Source organism: Agrobacterium deltaense RV3 (assembly GCF_900013505.1).
Taxonomy (GTDB): domain Bacteria; phylum Pseudomonadota; class Alphaproteobacteria; order Rhizobiales; family Rhizobiaceae; genus Agrobacterium; species Agrobacterium leguminum.
The window spans coordinates 564,566-589,156 of sequence record NZ_LT009745.1; the positions used below are offsets into that span (position 1 = coordinate 564,566).

Sequence of the window (24,591 nt, forward strand, 5' to 3'; positions counted from 1 at the left end):
CGGATCGGGGAGCGTTTTCATGATTGGAGAAGAAAGCATGTCACCCACGACCGCAATGTTCTGGCCGATGATCGCCCATGTCTTTCTGGTCTTTTGCCTTTATGCGCTCCTGATCATCCGGCGTAACAAATACACCTTCAAGGATCGCGAATCGGCGATCAAGCTGCGCGACCAGGGCGAAGAGGCGCGTGAAAGCCATCTGGTGAACCGCAACATCGCCAATCAGTTCGAACTGCCGGTGCTGTTCCACATCGCCTGCCTGCTGCTCTACATCACGGATGCGGACAATATCGTCACCGTCGTTCTGGCATGGCTGTTCGTGCTCTCGCGTTATGCCCATTCCTATGTCCACGTCACCAGCAACCGCCTGCGTCAGCGTGGCGCATTGTTCGGCATCGGCTTTGCGCTGGTCGTCTGCCTGTGGGCGTGGCTCGCCATATGGTTGGCGCTGGAGTAAATCAGCACCGTGGGGTTGCCTCATAAGTGAGACAATCCCGCCTTGCAAAATGCTCCGATTTGCGATGGGTCAATTCCATGACGCCCCATCCCCGTTAATCTCTGCCTGCCGTCGAGGATTCCAGGCGAGCAGAGATTAGGGAGTATGTCATGGCTAAGACAATGAAGGCAGCCGTCGTCCGCGCGTTTGGAAAACCGCTGACCATCGAGGAAGTGGCGATACCGGATCCCGGCCCGGGTGAAATTCTCATCAACTACAAGGCGACAGGCATTTGCCACACCGACCTGCACGCCGCAACGGGCGACTGGCCGGTCAAGCCCAATCCGCCCTTCATCCCCGGCCACGAAGGTGTGGGTTACGTCGCCAAGATCGGCGCTGGCGTCACCGGCATCAAGGAAGGCGACCGCGCCGGCACGCCCTGGCTCTACACCGCCTGCGGCTGCTGCATTCCGTGCCGCACGGGCTGGGAAACGCTGTGCCCGAGCCAGAAGAATTCCGGCTATTCCGTCAATGGCAGCTTTGCCGAATACGGCCTTGCCGATCCGAAATTCGTCGGCCGCCTGCCGGATAATCTCGATTTCGGCCCGGCCGCACCGGTGCTCTGCGCCGGCGTCACCGTCTATAAGGGGCTGAAGGAAACCGAGGTCAGGCCCGGTGAGTGGGTGGTCATTTCAGGCATTGGCGGGCTTGGCCACATGGCCGTGCAATATGCCAAGGCCATGGGCATGCATGTCGTTGCCGCCGATATTTTCGACGACAAGCTGGCGCTTGCGAAAAAACTCGGAGCCGATGTCACCGTCAATGGCCGCGCGCCAGATGCGGTGGAGCAGGTTCAGAAGGCGACCGGCGGCGTCCACGGCGCGCTGGTGACGGCGGTGTCGCCCAAGGCCATGGAGCAGGCTTACGGCTTCCTGCGCTCCAAGGGCACCATGGCGCTTGTCGGCCTGCCGCCGGGCTTCATCTCCATTCCGGTGTTCGACACGGTGCTGAAGCGCATCACGGTGCGCGGCTCCATCGTCGGCACGCGGCAGGATCTGGAGGAAGCGCTGACCTTTGCCGGCGAAGGCAAGGTGGCGGCCCACTTCTCCTGGGATAAGCTCGAAAACATCAACGATATCTTCCACCGCATGGAAGAGGGCAAGATCGACGGCCGTATCGTCGTGGACCTCGCTGCCTGATGTGAAAACTGGCTGGCGGCGCTCACGTAAATGTGTGGCGTCGCTTGCCCCCGCCTCGTTCCCCACGGGGCGATCTGCGCTATCCTCCCGCATCCGTGCGTTCAAGGAGGATAGAGCGATGGACAAGCCCAAGATCACGCAGGCCATGATCGACGCTTACGATGAATATACCCATCTCAGCCTCGATCGCCGCAAATTCATGGAAAAGCTCACCGTACTGGCCGGGTCTGGTGCAGCGGCGGCGGCCATCGCCCCGCTTCTTTCGGCCAACAGCGCCCGTGCGGCTGTCATCGCGGCCGATGACGACAGGATCGTCGCCGAGGAGGTGACCTATCCCGCCGCCGGCGGCGAGATGAAGGGTTACCTCGTTACACCGAAATCCGTTTCCGGCCCCATCGGCTCCGTCATCGTCATCCACGAGAACCGTGGTCTGAACGACCATATTCGTGACGTGGCAAGGCGGGTGGCGCTCGCCGGTTTTCGGGCGCTTGCTGTCGATTTCCTCTCACCGCAGGGCGGCACGCCCGCCGATGAGGAGAAGGCGCGGCAGATGTTCAGCGGTCTCGACATGGACGCGACCGTCGCCAATGCCGAAGCGGGCCGGGTATGGCTCGCGGCCCGGCAGGGGGCGAATGGCAAAGTGGGCGCGGTCGGTTTCTGCTGGGGCGGCGGGCTGGTCAATCGTTTCGCTACCAAATCGGCAGCTTTGAATGCCGGTGTCGCCTATTACGGCCAGCAGGCTCCGGCGGCCGATGTACCGGCCATCAAAGCGCCGCTGCTTTTGCACTATGCGGGTCTCGATGAGCGCATCAATGCCGGCATCGACGCCTATAAAAAGGCGCTGGAGGAAAACGACAAGACCTTTGAAATCTTCGTCTATGACGGCGTCAACCACGCCTTCAACAATGACACGTCCTCGGCGCGCTACGATAAGACGGCTGCCGATCTCGCCTGGGGCCGGACGACGGAGTTCTTCAAGAAATATCTGGCGTGATGGGGGTTTTGGGCGGGCGTCTGTTCTGTTCCTTGGCAAGGGAAGGTGGAGAAGCTCTGGATATTGTCAATTGATAGCGGACCGAAGGCGTGTGGAGCTTCACCCCCCTCTGCCCTGCCGGGCATCTCCCCCTCAAGGGGGGAGATCGGCAAGAGGCCCTCTTGTCGCTTCATTTTCAAGCTTCAAGATGGATGAGACATCGCCGCAGATCGATCTCCCCCCTTGAGGGGGAGATGCCCGGCAGGGCAGAGGGGGGTAAGCCCCACGCACCTCTGGTCCGCTGATCTAAACGCCCCCAGCCCCACGCTTCAAATGCTCGTCGAGCCTCGGCATAATCTCCACGAAATTGCAGGGCAGGTGGCGATAATCGAGCTGGGCTTTCAGAATGCCGTCCCACGCATCCTTGCACGCACCCGGCGAGCCGGGCAGCACGAAGATGAAGGTCGCGTTCGCCACGCCGCCGGTCGCGCGTGACTGGATGGTGGCGGTGCCGATCTTGTCATAGGAGATGCGGTGGAAGAGGGCGGAAAACCCATCCATGCGCTTTTCGAACAGCGGCTCCAGCGCTTCGGGCGTCACATCGCGGCCGGTGAAGCCCGTGCCGCCTGTCGTGATGACCACATCCACGCCGTCAGACAGCGTCCATTCGCGCACCGTGTCTGCGATCGCCGCCTTGTCGTCCGGGACGATGGCGCGGGCAGCGAGCCGGTGGCCCGCGTCCTCCAGTCTTGCGACGAGTGTGTCTCCAGACTTGTCGTTCTCCAGCGTGCGGCTGTCCGAAACGGTCAGAACCGCAATGCCAAGGGGAATGAAGGGTCTATCGCCTGCCATGGCCTTATCCTCGAAATATCCGGTCCTCAAATGGTCCGCGTCGCCTGAAAATACCAGCCGGGGCGTTTCCTCCGAAGCGATGTTTCCGCTTTCCTGGCCGCTTCAAGGGAATGAAAAATCCCGAAACAGGTTGCCCCCGAGCCAGACATGCGCACAAGCGCAGCACCTTCCTGCGACAGTAACCCAATGATTTCCCCGATCTCCGGCAGAAGCGCCTGAGCTGGCGGTTGCAGATCGTTACGGCTTTGCGCGAGAAAATCCATCCAGCCGATTGTCGCAGAGGCGGGCAGGGGCGCATTGGTCTTGGTCTGCAATCGCCGGAAAATCTCCGGCGTCGAGACCGCCTTCAGCGGATTGGCGAGAACCATCACCAGTTCCGGCAGATCGGTGAGCGGTTCGATGTCCTCGCCGATGCCGCGCGCGATCAGGGATCGGCTCTCAAGGCACATCGGCACATCCGCCCCGAGCGTGAGCGCCATGGATGCAAGCGCATCCGGTGCGATCCCGGCACGCCAGTGTCGCAAAAGCCCCCGCAGTGTCGCTGCCGCATCCGCCGAGCCGCCGCCGATACCGGAAGCCACCGGCAGGTTCTTTTCAAGATGAATGGCGACCGGGGGTGCAGGTTGCCCTGTCGATGCAAGCGCATCGCGCAACAGGTCCCTGGCGCGGGTGACGAGGTTATCGCCGCCATCGCCCGCGCGCAAAAGATCGCCGAAGGGGCCTGAGATGGAGAAACTGTCGGCATCGGCGTCGCGAATACGGATCGTGTCGCCGGCTTCGGTAAAGGTCACCAGCGTTTCGAGCAGGTGATACCCATCCGCTCGCTGGCCGGTCACATGCAGCGCCAGATTGATTTTGGCCGGGGCCGCCTCGATGGTCTCGGTGGCCCCGGATACGTCATGCCCGCGCATGCGGCGTCAGGATTTCTTGTCCGGAGTGGCAGCCGGTGCCGGCGCCGGAGGAGCCGGCGGCACCGGCGCGACTTCCTTTTTGGCGGTATTTTCGGCATCTTTTTCCACCGGCGGCAGGCCGTTGGCGATCTTTTCCTTCACCTTGGCCTTGTCCACGTCGTCGCTGTCGCCGATCAATGCGCGGTTCCACTGATAGACCGCCTCGATCTTGCGGCCGACCCGCCAGTAGGCGTCGCCCAGATGGTCGTTGATGGTCGGATCGCCGGCTTTCAGTTCGATCGCCCGCTCCAGCTCGGTCACGGCTTCATCGAAAGCGCCGAGGCGATAATGCGCCCAGCCGAGCGAATCGACGATGTAGCCGTCATTCGGCCGAAGCTCGACGGCGCGGCTGATCATCTTCATGCCTTCATCGAGATTGATGCCCTTGTCCACCCAGGAATAACCCAGATAGTTCAGAACCTGCGGCTGTTCCGGGTTCAGCTCCAGCGCCCGCTTGAAATTCGGTTCGGCCTTGTCCCATTCCTTCAGCCGCTCATAGGCGATGCCGCGCTGGAAGAAAACGGACCAGTCGGATTTCTGCGGCACGGAGCCGATGACCTCGATGGCCTTGTCGTAGTTCCCGGCCATCGCCTTGTAGTCCTTGGCGTCCGAAAGCACGCTGCCATAGGCGAGATAGGAACGAATGTCCTTCGGATCGGATTCGAGCAGGGATTTAAGGTGCTTGCGCGCCTCATCCACCTTGCCGGTCTGCGCAAGCGTCAGTCCGAGCTGCAGCTCGGAGATGCGATACATCGGCGAATCCTTCGGCACTTCGCGATAGAAGGCAATGGCGCGGTCAGGCTGTTTCAGCGCTTCGGAAAGGCCGCCGAGAAGAATGAGCGTATCCGGGCTCTTCGGATCGAGCGCGCGCGACGTCTGCAGATAAAGCGTCACGATCTCTTCGGCGCCTTCGCGGTTTAGCGCGCCGGCGATGGAGAACATGACGCTGGCGGCACCTTCAACCGCATTGGTGATCTGCTGTTCCGGCTTTTCACCATTTTCGATGGACTGGCGAAGCGCTTTCAGCGGCGCGTAATTCGGTGCGAAAGTGTCTCCGACTGCAATCGCATCCAGCGCCTTCTGCTTGTTGCCGGCGGAAGCCTCCAGCCGGGCAAGCGCCATCACCGCGCGCATATAGGTATCGGAGGCGGTTGCCCCGCCTTCGCGGTCCGTCACCGCTTCGTTCAGGCTCTTGCGGGCGGCTTCATTGTTGCCGGAAACAAGGGCGATGGCCGCCGCATTGTATTTCTGGAAGATCGAAATCCAGCCCGGGCCCTTCATATTGTTGACCAGCGCCAGCGCTTCTTTCGGCTTGCCGGAACCGGCACGCGCCCACGCGGTCAAAAGCGTGTTGACCATGCGGTCGAGATCGTTCGGACCGGTATATTTCAGAATCTTCTCGGCCTTGGCGAATTCTTTATCCTTGATGGCGTCGAGACCGCGCACGATGGTCGTCACGCGCTCCACCGAGGTATCGTCCTTCATCGAATCGGCGATCTTGGCGCCGGCCTCGAAATTGCCGCTCAGAAGTTCGGCGATCATCAGCCGCTGGCGGATTTCCGTATTGGCCGGATCGAATTCCAGCGCCTTTTTGTAAAGCGAAATCGCGGTGGGATAATCCTGATCGACATCGGCATTGCGCCCGGCGAGGAAGGCGCCGGAGAAGGTGTTCACCTTGCCGGGATCGAACGTGACGGCCTTGTCTTCCGGTGTCGCCTTCGTCTCCGCAAAGCCGGGGCTTGCACCCGCGCCGATTGCGAGAGCAGCGGCAAGAGCCGCGCTGCAGAGAAGACGGAGTGCTGGTTTACGCCGCATGAGGGAACCTTTGCCTTTGTGCAGAAGCACGGAAAAATCAGTTTCCATTGTTGGTCACGATAGAATGGCTTTTTTGAAGCAGCCCCGCAAGAAATTATGGCCCCGGCCACAATCACGCCTTGCGGAGAAGCTGGCCCGGAACATTGGGCGGATGGTCTTTTCCATCCGCCTTTCGCCCGGCCTCTAGCGTCAGTTCAGACGCTCGATGCAGAAGTCGATCACTTCCAGAAGCGCATCTTTCCAGGGGCTCTGCGGCAGCGGTGCGAGCGCATCGCGGGCGATGGTGCCGTAGTGCGTGGCGCGGCCGATCGTATCGCCAAGACCGTTGTATTTGGTGATCAGGCCCAGCGCCTTTTCAAGGTTCTCGTCGCTGCTTTCACCCTTCTCGATGGCCTTGCGCCAGAAGGCGCGCTCATCCTGCGTGCCGCGACGATAGGAGAGGATGACCGGCAGGGTGATCTTGCCTTCGCGGAAATCGTCGCCGGTATTCTTGCCGAGATCGGCGGATTTTCCACCGTAGTCCAGCACGTCGTCAACGAGCTGGAAGGCGAGGCCGAGATTCATGCCGTAGGATTTCAGCGCGCTGCGGGTCGCCTTGTCGGTCTTGGCGACGATGGGGCCGACTTCCGCCGCCGCCGCGAAAAGGGCGGCCGTCTTGGCGCGAATCACCTGCAGATAATCGTCTTCCGTCGTTTCCATGTTCTTGGCGACAGAAAGCTGCAGCACCTCGCCCTCGGCGATCACTGAGGCGGCGGTGGACAGCACGTCGAGCGCATCGAGCGAGCCGACATCCACCATCATGCGGAACGCCTGGCCGAGCAGGAAGTCGCCGACGAGAACGCTCGCCTGGTTGCCCCAGATGGTGCGGGCGGTGGATTTGCCGCGGCGCAGATCGCTCTCATCCACCACGTCGTCATGCAGAAGCGTCGCCGTATGCATGAATTCGACGCTGGTGGCGAGCTTGATGTGGTTGTCGCCCTCGTAACCGAACATCGAGGCCGAGGCGAGCGTCAGCATCGGCCGCAGGCGCTTGCCGCCGGAAGAGATGAGGTGGTTGGCCACCTCGGGTATCATCTGGACATCGGAACCGGCCTTGGAAAGGATAAGCTGGTTCACCCGTTCCATATCGGGGCGGGTCAGGTCGACAAGCGGCTTGACGGATGCGAGTTTGTTTTTGCTTTCTTCAAGCGGTATGACGACGCCCAAGGGACAGGACTCCAGTTCGAACTTGAATTCGACAATAAAAACTGACGCCTTGCGCGGCAAGGGGCGAATTGCCGCTAGCCATTCAAAAAGATGGGAATTTAAGGTCTATCCATGCGTGAACTGATCCGTACCAACGATGCCGTGCTGCTCTCCTTCGCCGAAAGCCTGATGAAGGATGCCGGCATCCATTGCCTCATCGCCGATCAGGCGATGAGCATTCTGGAAGGATCGCTCGGTCTTTTGCCGCGTAGGTTTCTGGTGGAGGAAGATCGGGCCGATCAGGCCCGCCGCATTCTCATCGATGCCGGGCTCGGCGACGAGTTGCGCAACGAAGAGGCTTGAACGGCGGTGGGCGACGGCATTTCCGAAACGATCGACGCCTTTCACCGGGGCCGGTTTCACGTCATCCAGCCGAAGGGCAGGGGACACCGGGCCGGCATGGACGCCATGCTTCTGGCGTCATTGGTGGCGGATGAGCGTGCCTGCCGGATAGCCGATCTCGGCGCGGGCGCAGGTGCCGCCGGCATGGCGGTTGCGACGCGGCTCGAAAAGGCCGAGGTGACGCTGTACGAACGCTCGCCGGAAATGGCGCAATTTGCCCGACGCAGCCTCGAACTGCCTGAGAATGCTGCCTTTTCTGCGCGCGTCAGCGTGCGCGAAGCCGATGTGACGCTGCGGGCGAAAGCACGCGCCGAAGCGGGGTTGCCCGACGAGCATTTCCATCACGTCATCATGAACCCGCCCTATAACGATGCGGGCGACCGCCGCACGCCGGATGCCCTGAAGGCCGAAGCGCATGCCATGACCGATGGCCTGTTCGAAGACTGGATCAGGACCGCAGGCGCGATCATGGTGCCGGGTGGTCAGCTTTCCCTGATTTCAAGGCCGCAATCGGTGGCGGAGATCATCGCCGCCTGCGGCAGCCGTTTCGGCGGCCTCGAAATCACCCTCATTCATCCGCGCCCTGGCGAGGATGCGGTGCGCATGCTCGTCACCGCCATCAAAGGTTCACGGGCGCGGCTGTCCTTCCGTGCGCCGCTCATCATGCATGAGACCGGCAGCCATGCCTTCACCCCATTCGTCGATGACCTGAACAATGGCCGCGCCGCCTATTCGCGTAATGTAAGGGCAATCCGGCCGGCGTCATAAATATCGCCGTTCCGCCGGCCGCAAACCATTGTGTTTTCCGGGGCGATACATACATCCCTGACGAACGGATAAATGCTGCGAGGATTGAGTAGTGGGTTTTCTGAAGTATCTGGTGCCGAAACGCTTTCGTAAAAAAGAGCTCGTCATCCCGGTGGTGCGCATGCACGGTGCGATCATGGCCGGCGGCAACCAGTTCCGCCCCGCCCTCAATCTCGCCTCCTATGCGCCGCTTCTGGAAAAGGCCTTCGCCGTCAAGGATGCCCCGGCCGTCGCCATTTCGCTCAACTCGCCCGGCGGTTCGCCGGTGCAGGCGCGGATGATCTATAACCGCATCCGCCAGCTCGCCGAGGAAAAGGAAAAGAAGGTCCTGATCTTCGTGGAGGACGTTGCAGCCTCCGGCGGATACATGATCGCGCTTGCCGGCGACGAGATCATCGCCGATCCCACCTCCATCGTCGGTTCGATCGGCGTCGTTTCCGGCGGTTTCGGTTTCCCGGAAATGCTGAAGAAGATCGGCGTGGAGCGCCGTGTCTATACGGCCGGCGAGAACAAGGTCATCCTCGATCCCTTCCAGCCGGAAAAGGAAGGCGATATCGATTACCTGAAGTCGCTTCAGGTCGAAATCCACAATGTTTTCATTGATATGGTCAAGATGCGTCGCGGCTCGAAACTGAAGGGCGACGAGGCGATCTTCTCGGGCCTGTTCTGGACCGGCATGCGCGGCCTCGACCTCGGCCTGATCGACGGGCTGGGCGACATGCGTGAGGTTCTTCGCCGCCGTTACGGCACCAAGGTCAAGCTGCAGCTCGTCAGTGGCGGTCGCACTCTGTTAGGCAAAAAGGTGCCGGGCGTCAATGCTGCTCTGGACGTGAATGCCGAAAGGCTGGCCGCCGGTGCGGTATCAGGGCTTGCGGAGGTTGCCGAAGAAAAGGCATTGTGGTCGCGTTTCGGTCTATGATGTCTCAGGAATAAAGCCTTATGGCGCAGCTCATTACAATTATTCTTCTGGTGGTGGGATCCGTCATCCTTTACCGCCGCTTCGTCCGCGATGCGGAAAAGCTCTCGGCAAAATCGAAACAGCGCGAGAAGGAACGCGAGACCGGCGCCATCGGCACGCTGATCAAGGACCCGGAAACCGGCGGATACCGCGTGAAGCGCGAGGATGAGGCGTAAGGCGGCGTCTCCACGCATAAAACCTTGACCCTCACGCCATGCCGTGGCACCAGTCCGCATCCGAAGTAAGTCAATGCTTACTTATCCTCCTAACGCCGCGATGACTGCAATGACCGATGTTCCCGACCATATGAACCCGAAGCGTTCCTTTCAGGCGCTGATCCTGACGCTGCATAATTACTGGGCCGACAAGGGCTGCGCGGTGCTGCAACCCTACGATATGGAAGTGGGTGCGGGTACGTTCCATCCGGCGACGACGCTGCGTGCGCTTGGACCGAAGCCGTGGAAGGCCGCTTACGTGCAGCCTTCGCGCCGCCCGTCCGATGGCCGTTACGGCGAGAACCCCAATCGTCTGCAGCACTATTACCAGTATCAGGTGATCCTGAAACCAAACCCCTCGAACCTGCAGGAACTCTATCTGGGTTCGCTGAAGGCCATCGGCCTCGACCCTCTGCTGCACGATGTGCGCTTCGTCGAAGACGACTGGGAAAGCCCGACGCTCGGCGCCTGGGGCCTTGGCTGGGAATGCTGGTGCGACGGCATGGAAGTCTCGCAGTTCACCTACTTCCAGCAGGTCTGCGGCATCGAATGCTCGCCGGTCGCTGGCGAGTTGACCTATGGTCTGGAGCGTCTCGCCATGTATGTTCAGGGCGTTGACAATGTCTATGACCTGAACTTCAACGGCCGCGAGGGCGAAGAGAAGATTTCCTATGGTGACGTGTTTTTGCAGGCCGAGCAGGAATATTCCCGCCACAACTTCGAGTTCGCCGATACAGCCATGCTGCATCGTCATTTCATCGACGCTGAAAAGGAATGCCAGGCGCTTCTCGCCGCTGGCGCGCCCGGTGACAACGACAACCAGCGCCTGCACAAATGCGTTTTCCCGGCCTATGACCAATGCATCAAGGCCAGCCACGTCTTCAACCTTCTGGATGCACGCGGCGTAATCTCGGTCACGGAACGCCAGAGCTATATCCTGCGCGTGCGCACGCTGGCGAAAGCCTGCGGCGAAGCCTTCCTGCTGACGGATGCGGGCGGGCTGAACTGGAACAGGGCCGCCTGAACGTTTATGTAAGGCGGGGCAACAGTCTAACGTGCGGACGCCGTTCTGGTGTCCGCACCTCTTGAGGAGGGGTAGGGAATGTTCATCACGCTGGCAATCATCGCGGCAATCGCGCTTTATGTCGTCTTCATTTATAACGGGCTGGTCAAGGCGCGGCAGATGAAGGAAGAGGCGTGGTCGGGCATCGACGTGCAGCTGAAGCGCCGCGCTGATCTTATTCCCAATCTCATCGAGACAGTGAAGGGTTACGCGGCGCATGAAAAGAGCACCTTCGAGGAGGTGATTGCCATGCGCAACCGGGCGCAGGCCGTGCCGGCGGGCGATGTCGAGGGTCGTGCGCAGGCGGAAGGGCTGCTGTCGCAGGCGCTCGGCAAGCTCTTTGCGCTTGCCGAAGCCTATCCCGATCTCAAGGCCAATACGAATTTTCTGGAATTGCAGCGTTCGCTGGAAACCATCGAAAGCGAAATCCAGATGTCGCGCCGTTATTACAATGGCGCCGCCCGCGACCTCAACGTCAAGGTGGAGAGCTTCCCCTCCAATCTGGTCGCAGGCCAGTTCGGTTTTGCCAAGGCGCCGTATTTCGAGATCGACAACCCGGCCGACCGCGCCGTGCCGACTGTGAAATTCTAAGCGCACTGTTCCCTCGGCGGCTTGAGACCTCCCGTTCAAATTCCGATAATCCGGCTCTTCGCTGCATTCTTTGACAAGACGACAATCATGATCGAACTGACCATCACCCCGCCCGACCACCCGCTTTCCGGCAAGGTCGAGCCGCCCGGCTCCAAGTCCATCACCAACCGTGCGCTTCTCCTGGCTGGTCTTGCCAAGGGCAAAAGCCGGTTGACCGGCGCACTGAAAAGCGACGACACGCTTTATATGGCCGAAGCCCTGCGCGAGATGGGCGTCAAGGTAACCGAACCAGACGCCACCACCTTTGTGGTGGAAGGCACGGGTGTACTTCAGCAGCCGGAAAAGCCGCTTTTCCTCGGCAATGCCGGCACCGCGACACGGTTCCTCACTGCAGCTGCCGCACTTGTGGATGGCGCCGTCATCATCGATGGAGACGAGCATATGCGCAAACGCCCGATCATGCCGCTGGTGGAGGCCCTGCGCTCCCTCGGTGTCGAGGCGGAAGCGCCGACCGGCTGCCCGCCCGTCACCGTCTGCGGCAAGGGCACGGGTTTCCCGAAGGGCAGCGTCACCATCGACGCCAACCTCTCCAGCCAATACGTGTCGGCGCTTCTGATGGCGGCCGCCTGCGGCGACAAGCCCGTCGATATCATCCTCAAGGGCGAGGAAATTGGCGCCAAGGGTTATATCGACCTCACCACCTCGGCCATGGAAGCTTTCGGTGCGAAGATTGAGCGCGTCAGCAACGCCATCTGGCGCGTGCATCCGACGGGTTACACGGCGACCGATTTCCACATCGAGCCGGATGCCTCCGCCGCCACCTATCTCTGGGGCGCGGAGCTTCTGACCGGCGGCGCGATCGATATCGGCACGCCGGCCGATAAGTTCACCCAGCCGGACGCCAAGGCCTATGATGTCATGGCCAAGTTTCCGCACCTGCCCGCCGAAATCGACGGCTCGCAGATGCAGGACGCCATTCCGACCATCGCGGTTCTGGCCGCCTTCAACGAGACGCCGGTGCGTTTCGTCGGCATCGCCAATCTGCGCGTCAAGGAATGCGACCGTATCCGCGCCGTCTCGCTCGGCCTCAACGAAATACGTAACGGTCTGGCACATGAAGAGGGCGACGACCTGATCGTGCATGCCGATCCGGCCCTTGCAGGCCAGACGGTCAAGGCCTCCATCGATACTTTTGCCGACCACCGCATCGCCATGAGCTTTGCGCTGGCGGCGCTGAAAGTCGGCGGCATTGCCATCCAGAATCCGGCCTGCGTCGGCAAGACCTATCCCGGTTACTGGAAGGCGCTTGCTTCGCTCGGCGTCGACTACACCGAAAAGGAAAGCGCTGCCGAGCCGCAGCACTGAGCCATTGAGGAGGGACCGCCCGTGAAGACCATCGCCGCAAGACTTCTCGCGCTGTTCGTCTTCCTGGGCGCGGCCTTCCCGGCCTTCGCGGATGAATTCATCCGCTCCTACCATTCCGTCATCGAGCTGGCGGCGGATGGCAAGCTGACGGTGACGGAAACCATCACCGCCCGCGCGGAAGGCCGGAATATCAAACGCGGCATCTTCCGCGATTTCCCGCTTTATGCGCTGGATGCGAATAACCGCCGCACCAAGGTGGATTTCAACGTCGTTTCGGTGGAGCGCGATGGCGCGCCGGAAAACTGGCGCACCGAGAATATCGAGGGCGGCATCCGCATCTATACCGGCAGCGCCGAGCGTTTTCTGCCGACCGGCGAGCACATCTTCCAGATCACTTACACCACCGCCCGGCAGATTCGTTATTTCAGCGATTATGACGAGCTGACCTGGAATGTCACCGGCAATGGCTGGCAATTCCCCATGGGCGAGATTTCCGCGACCATCACTCTGCCGGAGGGCGTGAAGGCAACGGATACCGACGTCTTCACCGGGCCGCGGGGTGCGAAGGGCAAGGATGCGCGCATCTTGAGCGAAGGTAACGAGGTATTCTTCGCCTCCACCCGCCCGTTTACGGTTGGCGAGGGCATGACGGTCGCCGTCAAGCTCCCCAAGGGCGCGATTGCGGCACCAGACACCTCACAGGAGGCGGGCTGGTGGCTGCGGGATAATCTCGCCATCCTGCTTTCGGGCGGCGGGCTTTTCGCCGTGCTGCTTTATTACCTGCGCGCCTGGTTCGCCGTCGGCCGCGATCCGGCGAAGGGTGTGGTCGTGCCGCGCTGGGATGCGCCGGAGGGGCTTTCGCCGGCTCTGGTCAATTACGTCGATAATCGCGGGTTTTCAGGTGCCGGCTGGACGGCGCTCTCTGCCTCGGCTCTTGATCTGGCGGTGAAGGGTTATGTCGTTCTGGAGGATTTGAAGAACGCCATCGTCATCCGCCGCACGCAAAAGGCGACGGCCGACAACCTGCCGACCGGCCAGAAGACGCTGCTTGCCTCCATCGGCAGTCCGGGCGAGACTTTGACCATCGACAAGGCCCATGGGACGGAAGTTGAAAAGGTCGGAAAACAGTTCCGCGCGGCGATAGAGAAAGAACATCGCGGCAAATATTACCGCAGCAATGCCGGTTACACCGTGTTCGGCATCTTCCTCAGCATCGCCCTCATCGTTGCGACGTTGATCTTCGGCGATCTGGATGAAAGCGCCATTGCCGCCGTGCTGGTCTTCGGCTTTTTCGCCTTCTTCTTCAGCATCCTGTCGATCGGCATCGGCCGCCAGTTTTCGCGCGGCGCACCGCTACGCAAGCGGATAGGCGGCATTGTCATGCTGGCTTTTGCCGGTTTCGTGGCCTTTTCCGCCATTGGCGGCATCGCCACACAAATCCTGCTGGATGTGACGCATGACACCAAGCCGCTGGCACTGGCCGCCATCGGCGGCATCGTGCTCACCAACGCGCTGTTCCTGTTCCTGATGGGCGCGCCGACGCCGCTCGGCCGCAAGCTGATGGATGGCATTGAGGGCCTCCGAACCTATCTGACGCTGGCGGAAAAAGACCGGATGAACATGGCCGGCGCGCCCGCCATGTCGCCGCAGCATTTCGAGACGTTGCTGCCCTATGCCGTGGCGCTCGGCGTTGAAAAACCGTGGAGCCGCACCTTCGAGGCATGGCTTGCAACGGCCGCTGCCGGTGCCGCTGCTGCAAGTTATGCGCCCGGCTGGTATGCGGGCAGCAATTACGGAACCTTTGGCGACAGGATCGGCGGCTTTTCCACCTCCATGGCCAATACCATCGCCTCCACCATTCCCCAGCCTGTCAGCTCGTCCGGCTCCAGCTTTTCGGGCGGTGGCGGCGGCGGTTTTTCCGGCTCCGGCGGCGGTGGTGGTGGTGGCGGCGGCTGGTAACGCCCGCCGGCGGTAATTTAACCGATAGCTGGTGACTTTTGCCGCTGGTCTTGCTAAGTCCGCGACACTCTTTTGCAACAGATTAAAGTCCTTATCCCATGCCCGATCTTCTGCTTGAACTTCGCTCCGAGGAAATCCCTGCCCGCATGCAGCGCAAGGCGGCGGGCGATCTGAAGAAACTCGTCACCGATGCCTTGGTGGAGAGAGGGCTGACCTATGAAGGTGCGCGCGAATATTGGACGCCGCGTCGCCTGACACTGGATATTCGCGGCCTTAATGCCCGCTCCGCCGATGTGCGTGAGGAAAAGAAGGGTCCGCGCACCGACGCCAATGAAAAGGCCATCGAGGGCTTTCTGCGCGGCGCCGGCCTCAACGACATTTCGGAAGCGCAGGTCGTTTCCGATCCGAAGAAGGGCGATTTCTACATCGCCATCATCAACAAGCCCGGCCGCCCGGCGGAAGAGATCATCGCCGAGGTGATGCCTGGCATCATCCGCTCCTTCCCCTGGCCGAAATCCATGCGCTCCGGCCCCGCCTCCATGCCGAAGGGTTCGAGCTATGCCGGTATCGAAGGCAAGGGTTCGGAAAGCCTGCGCTGGGTGCGCCCGCTGCAATCCATCGTCTGCCTGTTCGGCCCCGAACATGACGAAACGCAGGTCATTCCTTTCGCCATCGACGGCATCGTCGCCGGAAACGTCACCTATGGCCATCGTTTCCATGCACCCGGCCCGATCACCGTGCGCCGTTTCGAGGATTATGTCTCGAGCCTCGAAAAGGCGAAGGTCGTTCTCGATGCCGAACGCCGCAAGGATATCATCCTGCACGACGCCAAGGATCTCGCTTTCGCCAACGGTCTTGAACTGGTGGAAGATGAAGGCCTGCTGGAAGAAGTCTCTGGCCTCGTCGAATGGCCGCAGGTTCTGATGGGCACCTTCGAGGAAGATTACCTGCAGATCCCGGCGGAAATCATTCGCCTCACCATCAAGACCAACCAGAAGTGTTTCGTCACCCGCAATCAGGGTGCGGAAGAGGGTCTTTCCAACCGCTTCATCCTGATCTCGAACATCGAGGCAAGCGATGGCGGCAAGGAAATCATCCATGGCAACGGCAAGGTCGTGCGCGCCCGCCTGTCGGATGCCCGCCACTTCTGGAACCGCGACCAGGGCGATCTGCCCGATCTGGAAACGCTGAACGATTCGGCTGCGAAATTCGGCCTCGATCTCAAGAAGCCGCTCGACCAGCGCATGGCCAAGCTCGATGCGCTTGATGTCACCTTCCACGCCAAGCTCGGCACGCAGGGTGAGCGCGTGGCCCGTATTCGCGAACTGGCGAAGGCTCTGGCCCCCGTCGTCGGCGCCGATGCCGCTCTGGTGGACCGCGCCGTGGTGCTGGCGAAAGCCGACCTGCGCACCGAAGCCGTCGGCGAATTCCCCGAGCTTCAGGGCCTGATGGGCCGCAAATATGCGGCGCTGCAGGGCGAAAACGAAAGCGTCGCGGCGGCCATCGAAGATCACTACAAGCCGCAGGGCCCGTCAGATCGCCTGCCTGCCGACAAGGTGGCCATCACGGTTGCTTTGGCCGATAAGCTCGACACGCTCGTGGGCTTCTGGGCCATCGATGAAAAACCGACCGGCTCGAAGGACCCCTTCGCGCTGCGCCGTGCGGCGTTGGGCGTGGTGCGGATTTTGCTCGAGAAGAATGTGCGGTTGCCGCTGCTGAGCGTCGCAAAAGATCCGGATCTCCTTTCCTTCTTCCACGACCGCCTGAAAGTCTATCTCCGCGACCTCGGCGCGCGTTACGATCTGATCGACGCAGTCCTGACGCCGGAATCCGACGATCTGCTGATGATCGCTTGCCGTGTCGAGGCGCTCACCGCCTTCATCACCGGTGAGGATGGCCGCAACCTTCTGGCAGGCGCCAAGCGCGCCACCCAGCTTCTGGCCGCCGAGGAGAAGAAGGGCACCGTGGTGGCGGACAGCGTTTCGGAAGAGTTGCTGAAGCTCGATGCCGAAAAGGCGCTTTATGCGGCGATCAGGACGGCTTCTGCCGATGCTGCGAAGGCTGTTGCGGGCGAGGATTTCCGCTCCGCCATGCAGGCGCTCTCCACACTTCGCGCGCCCGTCGATAAATTCTTTGAGGATGTGCTCGTTAATGACGAGGATGCGGCCATCCGTGCCAACCGTCTGGCGTTGCTGAAGGCTATTCGCGAAGCGACCGGAACGGTTGCGGATTTCTCGAAGATAACGGGGTGATGGGGTTTTGGGGTAGCCGTACATGTCAGTGTGCGCGGTTCACCCCCCTCTGTCCTGCCGGACATCTCCCCCTCAAGGGGGGAGATCGACCCGTGGCAACCTCTCAGCCACATTGAACGTCTAGGGAAGAGCGGTGAGCATGCCCCTTGCCGATCTCCCCCCTTGAGGGGGAGATGCCCGGCAGGGCAGAGGGGGGTAAGCTGCGCCCGCGACCTTGCAGGATGACCCCATTGACCCACACCCCCAAAATCCTCATCAGCGCCTGCCTCCTCGGCCAACCGGTCCGCTATGACGGCAGAGGCAAACCCTTCGCCCACCCGGCGATAGACCGCTGGCGAAGCGAGGGCAGGCTGGTCACGATTTGTCCGGAGATGGCGGGCGGCATGCCTGTGCCGCGCCCGCCGGCGGAAATCGAAAATGGTGCCTCCGGTGTCGATGTGCTGGAGGGCCGCGCCCGTGTGCTGGAGGTCAGCGGTGGCGATGTCACGGCGCAATTTATCGCAGGTGCTGAAAGGGCGCTGGCCTTCGCCAGGGCCAATGGCTGCACATATGCGCTTCTGATCGATGGCAGCCCGTCCTGTGGGTCCGTAGCAATCTATGACGGTTCGTTTTCCGGCGTCAAACATGCGGGCAATGGGGTTACGGCGGCGCTGCTCGAAAAAGCCGGTATTGCCGTATTTTCACCTGCCGATATCGACCGGCTGGATGCGCTGACCCGTTAGAGTGTTTTGGAGCATTTCCGGACGCAAAACCGGGTTCAACTTTTCCTGGAATGCTTGAAAAGAAAACGCCGGAGTTTCCCCCGGCGCCGTTGTTCATCGATGGTCCTGGGGCATATCACCCTGCCATGCGCATCTGCTCTGCCATGCCATGAAGCTGGTGGCCGGAGGAGACGCGGAAGCCGCGGATGAGGTTCAGCAGTTCCTCGGTGTCCACGGCCAGCGCCTCCGCCGAAGCCGTGGTTTCTTCCGCCATCGCCGCATTGTGCTGGGTGGCGACATCCAGCTGGTTGAGCGACGAGGAGATCGAGCGCAGCGTCGTATCCTGTTCGGCGGCCGAATGGGCGATCTTGCTGACGATCTCGTTTGCGGATTTGATCTGATCCGAGATGCGTTTCAGCGCATCGCCGGCCTCACCGACAAGGCGTACGCCGTTTTCCACCTGGGCGGAAGAACGGGCGATCTGGTCCTTGATCTCCTTGGCGGCGGCGGCGGATTTCTGCGCCAGTTCGCGCACTTCCTGCGCCACCACGGCAAAGCCCTTGCCGGCCTCACCGGCACGTGCCGCTTCCACGCCGGCATTCAGTGCCAGAAGGTTGGTCTGGAAGGCGATGTCGTCGATTACGCCGATGATGTTGGAAATCTGGTCGGAAGACTGTTCGATACCGCTCATCGCGGTGATCGCTTCTTCCACCACCCGGTCGCTGCGCATGGCTTCGGAGCTGACGGTGGTGACGCGCTTGGCGGCGTCGGCGGCCCCTTCCGCCGTCTGGCGCACCGCAACCGTCAGTTCGTCGAGCGCTGCGGAGGTCTCTTCCAGATTGGCAGCCTGCCGTTCGGTGCGCTGCGAAAGCTCATTGGAGGCCTTGCGGATTTCTTCCTTGGAGCCGCCGATGTCGATGCTCTTGGAATTCACCTTGGCCATGGCGGCGTCGAGATGGATCAGGGCCTCGTTGAAATTGTCGCGCAGCGCCGCGTAGCGGTTGCCGAGATCGCCGCAACGTACGGTCAGATCGCCGCCCGCCAGCTTTTCCAGCGCCTCGCCGATGGTGGTGACGACACGCGCCTGCAATTCCGCCTCGTCACGCTGCATGTCGAGATTGTTCTGGCGCTCCGCATTGAGCTGCCGCTGCTGTTCTTCCTCACGGCGCTGCATGGCATGGCGCTCGCGCACCTTGTCCTGAAGCGAGGCGGTGGCCTTCGCCATCATGCCCACCTCGTTGGTCAGGCCGGTATGGGGAATGGCGAGCGAGACGTTTTCATTGGCCACTTCACCGAGCGCACGGTGGATGTCGCCGAGCGGCTTTGAAATGCCACGGATGACGTAGAAGGCTGCGGCAAGCGCCAGCACGAAGATCAGCGCGCCGATCGACAGCGCCTTCATCACATCGCCGCGAACCTGCGCGTTCAGATCATCGATGTAAACGCCCGTCACGACCACCACCTGCCAGGGCTCAAAGGCAAGGGCATAGGAGCTCTTGGCGTAGTCATTGCCTTCCATGCCGGGCTTCGGACCGTAAAAATCCGTCTGGCCGCCGCCATTGCGGCCAAGCCGCACCAGCTCGTCACGATAGGCGAAACCCTTGCTGTCCGGCTTGCCCTTGAAGCTTTCGCCGACGCGCTTGGCATCGGGATGGAACTTCATCGTCACGTCGTAATCGTAACCAAACAGATAGCCGTCCGGCGTGAAGCGCATGGCGCTGACGGTGGCGTAAGCCTGTTTCATGGCCTCGTCGCGCGAAAGCGTTCCGGCCTTTTCCTTGTCGTGGAAGGATTGCAGGATAGAGATTGCCGATTGCACCTGCGTCCGCAGCATGCCGTAGCGTTCCTCATAGATCGCATCGGTGGCGGATTTCAGCTGGTAAAACGTCGCCACGGCGAAGGCGGCCATCAGGGCCACCACGAGAACGATCAACTGACGGGAAATGGAAAGGTTCTTCATGGGCGCTCACAAGCGTTTGGGATCGCGCGCCTGAAAACGCCGCGCGGTACCGATGTTTCGGAGAAGGGAGAGGCGCATGATGCGCGATAAAAGGGCCCAAAAGCGCGTGTCCGCGCCGCGGCCTCATCCTGTGCTGCATCGCACTATAGACGCACTTAGCGGCTAAAAATTTGAATAAATATTTAATTAGCGAAAGCTTTATCAGGCCCGACAGGCACAATAAGCGGGAGAAAAAGCAATATTCCCCGCATGGTTGCGGCGCCATTTCCGGAATGCAGCGATGACGCGATTATTTGACCTTCGTCATGAAAGACGTCATCGGCCGGTCAATTGCCGCGCAATTGGAAATCCGGGAACTGGGGGGCGGCGATCACCGAGGCGCTGGCCGGTTCGGCTGCGTTTTCGGTGGAAATTTCCTTGACGGCTGCCGTGGTCGTCGTCACGTCGATACCGGCCGATGTCGAAACCGTCTCAGCGGGATGTGCCACGGGTTCTGCGTCGTCATAGGTCGCGATGGCCGTGCTCGGGGTTTCCGCCATCCATGCCGGATTGGTGCTGACGAAGGTAACGGGCGCGCCGCCAAGCCAGGCTTCGGTGCGCAGCAGGGTGCGCTTGCCGTCGACTTCGCGCATTTCCGTGTGCTGCGTGCCCGGCTCAATGGAGGGAACGGCGTAACCCTGCGCCACGGCTTTGCCCTTCATGGGCTTGCAGCCCGCGCAATCGCGACGAATGAAGCTGCCGTTGGCCACATGCACGCCGTTTATATATTCGATGGAAGACGCCATCGCCGACCCGCCGGTCAGCGCGACAATCGCTGTCAGAAAAAGACGACGCATCGAAAAACCCCCGAAATGACGGCGCGGCCTCGTGATCGAGACGCAATGCGCCCTTCAATGTTCCGGCGAGTATTACCGATGTTTCGTTTCCATCGGGTCAGCAAACTTGGTAAAAATTGAACGAAATATTCGCGCCCAATCCCGTTGCCTTAAGGATCAGGCCTTTTCGCGGGCGACGGCCTGCCAGCCGATATCGCGGCGGCAGAAGCCGTTTTCCCACTCCACCTTGTCGGCCAGCGCATAGGCGCGGGACTGCGCTTCCGTGACGGTCTTTCCAAGGGCGGTAACGTTCAGCACGCGTCCGCCCGTCGCCACCAGCCCGCCGTCCTTCAGCGCGGTTCCGGCATGGAACACCTTCGCCTCTTCGCTGGCCTCGGGAATATGGGCGATCGGCGTGTTCTTGTTGTAAGCGCCGGGATAACCCTTCGAAGCGAGAACGACGGTCAGCGCCGCATCGTCGCGCCATTCCGCCTCAACCTTGTCCAGCGTGCCGGTGGCGGTGGCGTAGAGGATCGGCAGCAGATCGCTTTTCAGGCGCATCATCAGCACCTGGCATTCGGGATCGCCGAAACGCACATTGTATTCGATAAGTTCCGGGCCCTTGGCGGTAATCATCAACCCGGCGAAGAACACGCCGGAGAAGGGGTTGCCATCCTTGGCCATGCCCGAGATCGTCGGCTCGATGATCTCCTTCATGGTGCGCTCCACCATGGCCGGTGTCATCACAGGAGCGGGGGAATAGGCACCCATGCCGCCGGTATTCGGGCCGGTATCGCCATCGCCGACGCGCTTGTGATCCTGCGCGGTGGCGAGCGCCAGCGCGGTCTTGCCGTCGGAAAGGCAGAAGAAGCTTGCTTCCTCGCCATCGAGAAAGGCCTCCACCACCACTTCGGCGCCGGCCGCGCCGAAAGCGCCGTCGAAACAGTCGTCAATCGCGGCAAGCGCTTCCGCTTCCGTCATGGCCACGGTCACGCCCTTGCCGGCGGCAAGCCCGTCCGCCTTGATGACGATGGGAGCGCCCTGTGCCCGAACATAATCCTTGGCCGGCTCTGCGGATTTGAAACGCTGGTAGGCGCCGGTCGGAATATCGTAGCGCGCGCAGAGATCCTTGGTGAAACCCTTGGAGCCCTCAAGCTGGGCGGCGGCTTTCGAGGGGCCGAAGGTGGCGATGCCGGCGGCACGCAGGTCATCCGCAAGACCCGCAACCAGCGGCGCTTCCGGGCCGACCACAACGAAGTCGATTGCCTTTTCCTTGGCAAAGGCGATGACGGCCGCATGGTCTTCCACGTTCAGCGCCACCAGCGTCGCATGGTCGGCAATGCCGGGATTGCCGGGAGCGGCATAAAGCTCATCGAGCAGGGGAGACTGGGCGATTTTCCACGCCAGCGCATGTTCGCGTCCGCCGGAACCGATCAACAGAACTTTCATGGTCAATATCCCTGCAAATTCGCCAGTAACCTTGTGTCAGGGGCGTTAAGGGCAGGGGGGCGAAAGGTCAAGGAGAAAGCGCCGCAAATGCCCGTCTTTCCCTTGAAGGCCGCCTTTCCTGTGGAATCGTTGCCGCCTCTTGTTGTCACGCCACAATCAGACATTATGTTCGCCGCTCCAGACGTGAAAGCAGAGAACCCCCAAGAGTCCCCTATGACCGCAGACAATGCCCGCCTCGCCTCGCTCATCGCCACCGAAATCAACGCCCGCCCCGATCAGGTCAAGGCGGCGGTGGCGCTGCTGGACGAGGGTGCGACCGTTCCCTTTATCGCCCGTTACCGCAAGGAAGTGACGGGAGGGCTGGACGACACCCAGCTTCGCACGCTTTCGGAACGTCTCGTCTATCTGCGCGAACTTAATGCGCGCCGCGCCTCCATCGTCGATTCCATCACCGGTCAGGGCAAGATGACCGATGAACTGATGGTCAAGATCATGCAGGCAGGCACCAAGGCGGAGCTGGAAGACCTCTATCTGCCCTATAAGCCGAAGCGCCGCACCCGTGCCGAAATCGCCCGCGAACGCGGTCTTGGCCCGCTCGCAGAAGCCATCTGGGATAACCGCGCCGCCGATCCGGCGAAACTGGCGGAAGCATATGTTCGGGGTGAGGTGGCCGATGTGAAGGCGGCACTGGAGGGCGCGCGCGACATCGTGGCGGAAACCATGACGGAAAATGCCGATCTGCTCGGCCGCCTGCGCGATTACATGCGCCAGAACGCCACCTTCCGCGCCAAAGTCGTGGATGGCAAGCAGGCGGCGGGTGAGAAATTCTCCGACTATTTCGATCATTTCGAGCGCTGGGCGACGGTGCCGGGCCACCGGGCGCTGGCCATGCTGCGCGGCTGGAACGAGGAAGTGCTGACGCTGACAATCGATGTCGATGCGGACGATCCCTCACCGGTCAAACCCGCACAGCGTACCATCGCCGCCGCCTTCGATATCCGCAATGCCGGCCCCGCCGATCAATGGCTGATGGAAGTGGCTGGCTGGACCTGGCGGGTGAAGCTTTCCATGTCGCTCTCGCTCGATCTGATGCGCGAATTGCGCGAGCGCGCGGAAGAAGAGGCGATCCATGTTTTCGCCCGCAATCTCAAGGATCTGCTGCTGGCAGCCCCCGCCGGCTCCCGCGCCACCATGGGGCTCGATCCGGGCATCCGCACCGGCGTCAAGGTGGCAGTGGTGGATGGCACCGGCAAGCTTCTGGACACCACGACGGTTTATCCCTTCCCGCCGAAGAACGACGTGCGCGGCACGCAGGCGGAACTTGCTGTCCTCATCCGCAAGCACAATGTCGAACTGATCGCCATCGGCAATGGTACCGGCAGCCGCGAGACGGAAAAGCTGGTCGCCGATCTTCTGGCGCAGATGCCCGCTTCGGGCGCGAAGCCCACCAAGGTCATCGTCTCGGAGGCGGGCGCTTCGGTCTATTCCGCTTCGGAACGGGCGGCGGCCGAATTTCCCAATCTCGATGTTTCGCTGCGCGGCGCCGTCTCCATCGCCCGCCGACTTCAGGATCCGCTGGCGGAACTGGTGAAGATCGAGCCGAAATCCATCGGGGTCGGCCAGTACCAGCACGATGTCGATCAGGGCCGCCTCAGCCGCTCGCTCGATGCTGTCGTGGAAGACGCCGTGAATGCCGTTGGTGTTGATCTCAACACGGCCTCGTCGCCGCTTCTGGCGCGGGTGTCTGGTCTTGGCAGCTCGATTGCCGATGCCATCGTCGCCCATCGGGACCAGACCGGCCCCTTCGCCAGCCGTAAGGAACTGCTGAAGGTGCCGCGTCTCGGCCAGCGCACCTTCGAGCAATGCGCCGGCTTCCTGCGCATCCCGAACGGCAAGGAGCCGCTGGATGCTTCCTCTGTTCACCCGGAAGCCTATGGCGTGGCGAAAAAGATCGTCGCCGCCTGCGGCCGCGATCTGCGCTCGCTGATGGGCGACAGCGCCGCGTTGAAGGCGCTCGATCCGAAGAAGTTCATCGACGAGCAATTCGGCCTGCCGACGGTAAAAGACATCATCGCCGAACTGGAAAAGCCCGGCCGCGACCCGCGCCCGAGCTTCAAGACCGCGACCTTCGCCGAGGGTGTGGACGAGATCACCGATCTGAAACCGGGCATGCTTCTGGAAGGCACCGTCACCAATGTCGCCGCCTTCGGCGCTTTCGTGGATATCGGCGTGCATCAGGACGGGCTGGTACATGTCTCGCAGCTGGCCGACCGTTTCGTGAAGGACCCGCATGAGGTCGTCAAGGCGGGCGATGTGGTCAAGGTGCGAGTCGTGGAAGTGGATGTGAAGCGCAAGCGCATCGGTCTCACCATGCGCAAGGATGGCGGCGAGGCAGCGCCGCAGCCGATGCGCGAGAAGGGCAATGCCAGCGCCATGCGGCACGCGACATCCAAGCCGAAAGAGCGCAACGAGGGGTCGCAAACCGGTGGTGCGCTTGCCGCCGCCCTGGCTGAAGCCATGAAGCGACGCTGACCTGCGGTTGAAATGATTTTTTACCAAAAAGCCTCGCCGCACACCCCGGCGGGGCTTTTTGCTTGATGAAATCGTTCAATTTTTTTGAAATAAGACTATCTTGAAACTTGTG

21 protein-coding genes are annotated in these 24,591 nt (G+C 61.5%); 14 read left to right on the forward strand and 7 right to left on the reverse strand.

Annotated features, from left to right (window positions below; genetic code table 11):
- Positions 1–55: 55 nt before the first annotated feature.
- From AGR7B_RS02845 to AGR7B_RS02855, 3 genes are all read left to right on the forward strand, one after another.
- Positions 56–457, forward strand: a complete 402-nt coding sequence (locus AGR7B_RS02845) for an MAPEG family protein (protein WP_065654414.1) — start codon at positions 56–58, stop codon at positions 455–457.
- A gap of 149 nt (positions 458–606) precedes the next feature.
- Positions 607–1,635, forward strand: coding sequence for an alcohol dehydrogenase AdhP (gene adhP / locus AGR7B_RS02850; protein WP_004432721.1), 1,029 nt, complete (start codon positions 607–609; stop codon positions 1,633–1,635).
- A 118-nt stretch (positions 1,636–1,753) separates the two neighbouring features.
- Positions 1,754–2,629, forward strand: coding sequence for a dienelactone hydrolase family protein (locus AGR7B_RS02855; protein ID WP_080855973.1), 876 nt, complete (start codon positions 1,754–1,756; stop codon positions 2,627–2,629).
- 285 nt (positions 2,630–2,914) lie between these two features.
- Here the strand turns inward: AGR7B_RS02855 and moaB are convergent, their stop codons facing one another.
- The 4 genes from moaB to AGR7B_RS02875 all read right to left on the reverse strand — a co-directional run bounded on the left by moaB (position 2,915) and on the right by AGR7B_RS02875 (position 7,431).
- Complete coding sequence (gene moaB, locus AGR7B_RS02860; RefSeq protein ID WP_162934027.1) at positions 2,915–3,460, reverse strand: molybdenum cofactor biosynthesis protein B; 546 nt, start codon at positions 3,458–3,460, stop codon at positions 2,915–2,917.
- Positions 3,461–3,486: 26 nt separating this feature from the next.
- Positions 3,487–4,371, reverse strand: coding sequence for a 4-(cytidine 5'-diphospho)-2-C-methyl-D-erythritol kinase (locus AGR7B_RS02865; protein WP_080855975.1), 885 nt, complete (start codon positions 4,369–4,371; stop codon positions 3,487–3,489).
- 6 nt (positions 4,372–4,377) lie between these two features.
- Positions 4,378–6,225 (reverse strand): tetratricopeptide repeat protein, encoded by a 1,848-nt coding sequence (locus AGR7B_RS02870; RefSeq protein WP_080856959.1) that lies wholly within the window; start codon positions 6,223–6,225, stop codon positions 4,378–4,380.
- A 189-nt stretch (positions 6,226–6,414) separates the two neighbouring features.
- On the reverse strand, positions 6,415–7,431 hold the full coding sequence (locus AGR7B_RS02875) for a polyprenyl synthetase family protein (protein ID WP_080856960.1): 1,017 nt from the start codon (positions 7,429–7,431) through the stop codon (positions 6,415–6,417).
- 111 nt (positions 7,432–7,542) lie between these two features.
- Here AGR7B_RS02875 and AGR7B_RS02880 point away from each other — a divergent pair, with 111 nt between their 5' ends.
- The 10 genes from AGR7B_RS02880 to AGR7B_RS02925 all read left to right on the forward strand — a co-directional run bounded on the left by AGR7B_RS02880 (position 7,543) and on the right by AGR7B_RS02925 (position 17,744).
- A complete protein-coding gene (locus AGR7B_RS02880; RefSeq protein WP_003503261.1) occupies positions 7,543–7,773 on the forward strand; it encodes a putative signal transducing protein in 231 nt (76 codons plus the stop codon).
- A gap of 6 nt (positions 7,774–7,779) precedes the next feature.
- Positions 7,780–8,580: a tRNA1(Val) (adenine(37)-N6)-methyltransferase gene (locus AGR7B_RS02885; RefSeq protein WP_065654410.1), complete on the forward strand. Its 801-nt coding sequence runs from the start codon at positions 7,780–7,782 to the stop codon at positions 8,578–8,580.
- Positions 8,581–8,671: 91 nt separating this feature from the next.
- Complete coding sequence (locus AGR7B_RS02890) at positions 8,672–9,538, forward strand: S49 family peptidase (RefSeq protein ID WP_162934029.1); 867 nt, start codon at positions 8,672–8,674, stop codon at positions 9,536–9,538.
- A gap of 20 nt (positions 9,539–9,558) precedes the next feature.
- Positions 9,559–9,753, forward strand: a complete 195-nt coding sequence (locus AGR7B_RS02895) for an NfeD family protein (RefSeq protein WP_080855976.1) — start codon at positions 9,559–9,561, stop codon at positions 9,751–9,753.
- A gap of 100 nt (positions 9,754–9,853) precedes the next feature.
- Positions 9,854–10,816 carry a glycine--tRNA ligase subunit alpha gene (locus tag AGR7B_RS02900; RefSeq protein ID WP_020813609.1) on the forward strand — a complete coding sequence of 321 codons (963 nt, stop codon included), beginning with the start codon at positions 9,854–9,856 and terminating at the stop codon, positions 10,814–10,816.
- Between the two features lie 78 nt (positions 10,817–10,894).
- Positions 10,895–11,446, forward strand: coding sequence for a LemA family protein (locus AGR7B_RS02905; RefSeq protein WP_078051226.1), 552 nt, complete (start codon positions 10,895–10,897; stop codon positions 11,444–11,446).
- 87 nt (positions 11,447–11,533) lie between these two features.
- Positions 11,534–12,811 (forward strand): 3-phosphoshikimate 1-carboxyvinyltransferase, encoded by a 1,278-nt coding sequence (gene aroA, locus AGR7B_RS02910; RefSeq protein WP_078051497.1) that lies wholly within the window; start codon positions 11,534–11,536, stop codon positions 12,809–12,811.
- A gap of 21 nt (positions 12,812–12,832) precedes the next feature.
- Complete coding sequence (locus AGR7B_RS02915; protein WP_080855977.1) at positions 12,833–14,770, forward strand: DUF2207 domain-containing protein; 1,938 nt, start codon at positions 12,833–12,835, stop codon at positions 14,768–14,770.
- A 98-nt stretch (positions 14,771–14,868) separates the two neighbouring features.
- Positions 14,869–17,022 carry a glycine--tRNA ligase subunit beta gene (glyS, locus tag AGR7B_RS02920; protein ID WP_080855978.1) on the forward strand — a complete coding sequence of 718 codons (2,154 nt, stop codon included), beginning with the start codon at positions 14,869–14,871 and terminating at the stop codon, positions 17,020–17,022.
- Between the two features lie 230 nt (positions 17,023–17,252).
- On the forward strand, positions 17,253–17,744 hold the full coding sequence (locus tag AGR7B_RS02925; RefSeq protein ID WP_080855979.1) for a 2-thiouracil desulfurase family protein: 492 nt from the start codon (positions 17,253–17,255) through the stop codon (positions 17,742–17,744).
- A gap of 115 nt (positions 17,745–17,859) precedes the next feature.
- Here AGR7B_RS02925 and AGR7B_RS02930 read toward each other — a convergent pair whose 3' ends face one another.
- From AGR7B_RS02930 to purD, 3 genes are all read right to left on the reverse strand, one after another.
- Positions 17,860–19,683, reverse strand: coding sequence for a methyl-accepting chemotaxis protein (locus AGR7B_RS02930; RefSeq protein WP_080855980.1), 1,824 nt, complete (start codon positions 19,681–19,683; stop codon positions 17,860–17,862).
- Positions 19,684–20,009: 326 nt separating this feature from the next.
- Entirely contained in the window at positions 20,010–20,519 is a 510-nt protein-coding gene (locus AGR7B_RS02935) for a plant virulence effector HPE1-like domain-containing protein (RefSeq protein ID WP_065654400.1), read from the reverse strand.
- Between the two features lie 156 nt (positions 20,520–20,675).
- The gene (gene purD, locus AGR7B_RS02940; protein WP_080855981.1) at positions 20,676–21,947 is read right to left on the reverse strand and encodes a phosphoribosylamine--glycine ligase; all 1,272 of its coding nucleotides are present in this window, start codon (positions 21,945–21,947) and stop codon (positions 20,676–20,678) included.
- A 213-nt stretch (positions 21,948–22,160) separates the two neighbouring features.
- Between purD and AGR7B_RS02945 the strand changes: the two genes are divergently transcribed.
- On the forward strand, positions 22,161–24,479 hold the full coding sequence (locus AGR7B_RS02945; protein ID WP_080855982.1) for a Tex family protein: 2,319 nt from the start codon (positions 22,161–22,163) through the stop codon (positions 24,477–24,479).
- The last annotated feature ends 112 nt before the right edge of the window (positions 24,480–24,591 follow it).

Coding starts and splice junctions, on each gene's coding strand:
- AGR7B_RS02845 (WP_065654414.1), top strand. CDS start 56: ATGTTCTGGCCGATGATCGCCCATGTCTTTCTGGTCTTTTGCCTTTAT.
- adhP (WP_004432721.1), top strand. CDS start 607: ATGGCTAAGACAATGAAGGCAGCCGTCGTCCGCGCGTTTGGAAAACCG.
- AGR7B_RS02855 (WP_080855973.1), top strand. CDS start 1,754: ATGGACAAGCCCAAGATCACGCAGGCCATGATCGACGCTTACGATGAA.
- moaB (WP_162934027.1), bottom strand. CDS start 3,460: ATGGCAGGCGATAGACCCTTCATTCCCCTTGGCATTGCGGTTCTGACC.
- AGR7B_RS02865 (WP_080855975.1), bottom strand. CDS start 4,371: ATGCGCGGGCATGACGTATCCGGGGCCACCGAGACCATCGAGGCGGCC.
- AGR7B_RS02870 (WP_080856959.1), bottom strand. CDS start 6,225: ATGCGGCGTAAACCAGCACTCCGTCTTCTCTGCAGCGCGGCTCTTGCC.
- AGR7B_RS02880 (WP_003503261.1), top strand. CDS start 7,543: ATGCGTGAACTGATCCGTACCAACGATGCCGTGCTGCTCTCCTTCGCC.
- AGR7B_RS02895 (WP_080855976.1), top strand. CDS start 9,559: ATGGCGCAGCTCATTACAATTATTCTTCTGGTGGTGGGATCCGTCATC.
- AGR7B_RS02900 (WP_020813609.1), top strand. CDS start 9,854: ATGACTGCAATGACCGATGTTCCCGACCATATGAACCCGAAGCGTTCC.
- AGR7B_RS02905 (WP_078051226.1), top strand. CDS start 10,895: ATGTTCATCACGCTGGCAATCATCGCGGCAATCGCGCTTTATGTCGTC.
- aroA (WP_078051497.1), top strand. CDS start 11,534: ATGATCGAACTGACCATCACCCCGCCCGACCACCCGCTTTCCGGCAAG.
- glyS (WP_080855978.1), top strand. CDS start 14,869: ATGCCCGATCTTCTGCTTGAACTTCGCTCCGAGGAAATCCCTGCCCGC.
- AGR7B_RS02930 (WP_080855980.1), bottom strand. CDS start 19,683: ATGAAGAACCTTTCCATTTCCCGTCAGTTGATCGTTCTCGTGGTGGCC.
- AGR7B_RS02935 (WP_065654400.1), bottom strand. CDS start 20,519: ATGCGTCGTCTTTTTCTGACAGCGATTGTCGCGCTGACCGGCGGGTCG.
- purD (WP_080855981.1), bottom strand. CDS start 21,947: ATGAAAGTTCTGTTGATCGGTTCCGGCGGACGCGAACATGCGCTGGCG.
- AGR7B_RS02945 (WP_080855982.1), top strand. CDS start 22,161: ATGACCGCAGACAATGCCCGCCTCGCCTCGCTCATCGCCACCGAAATC.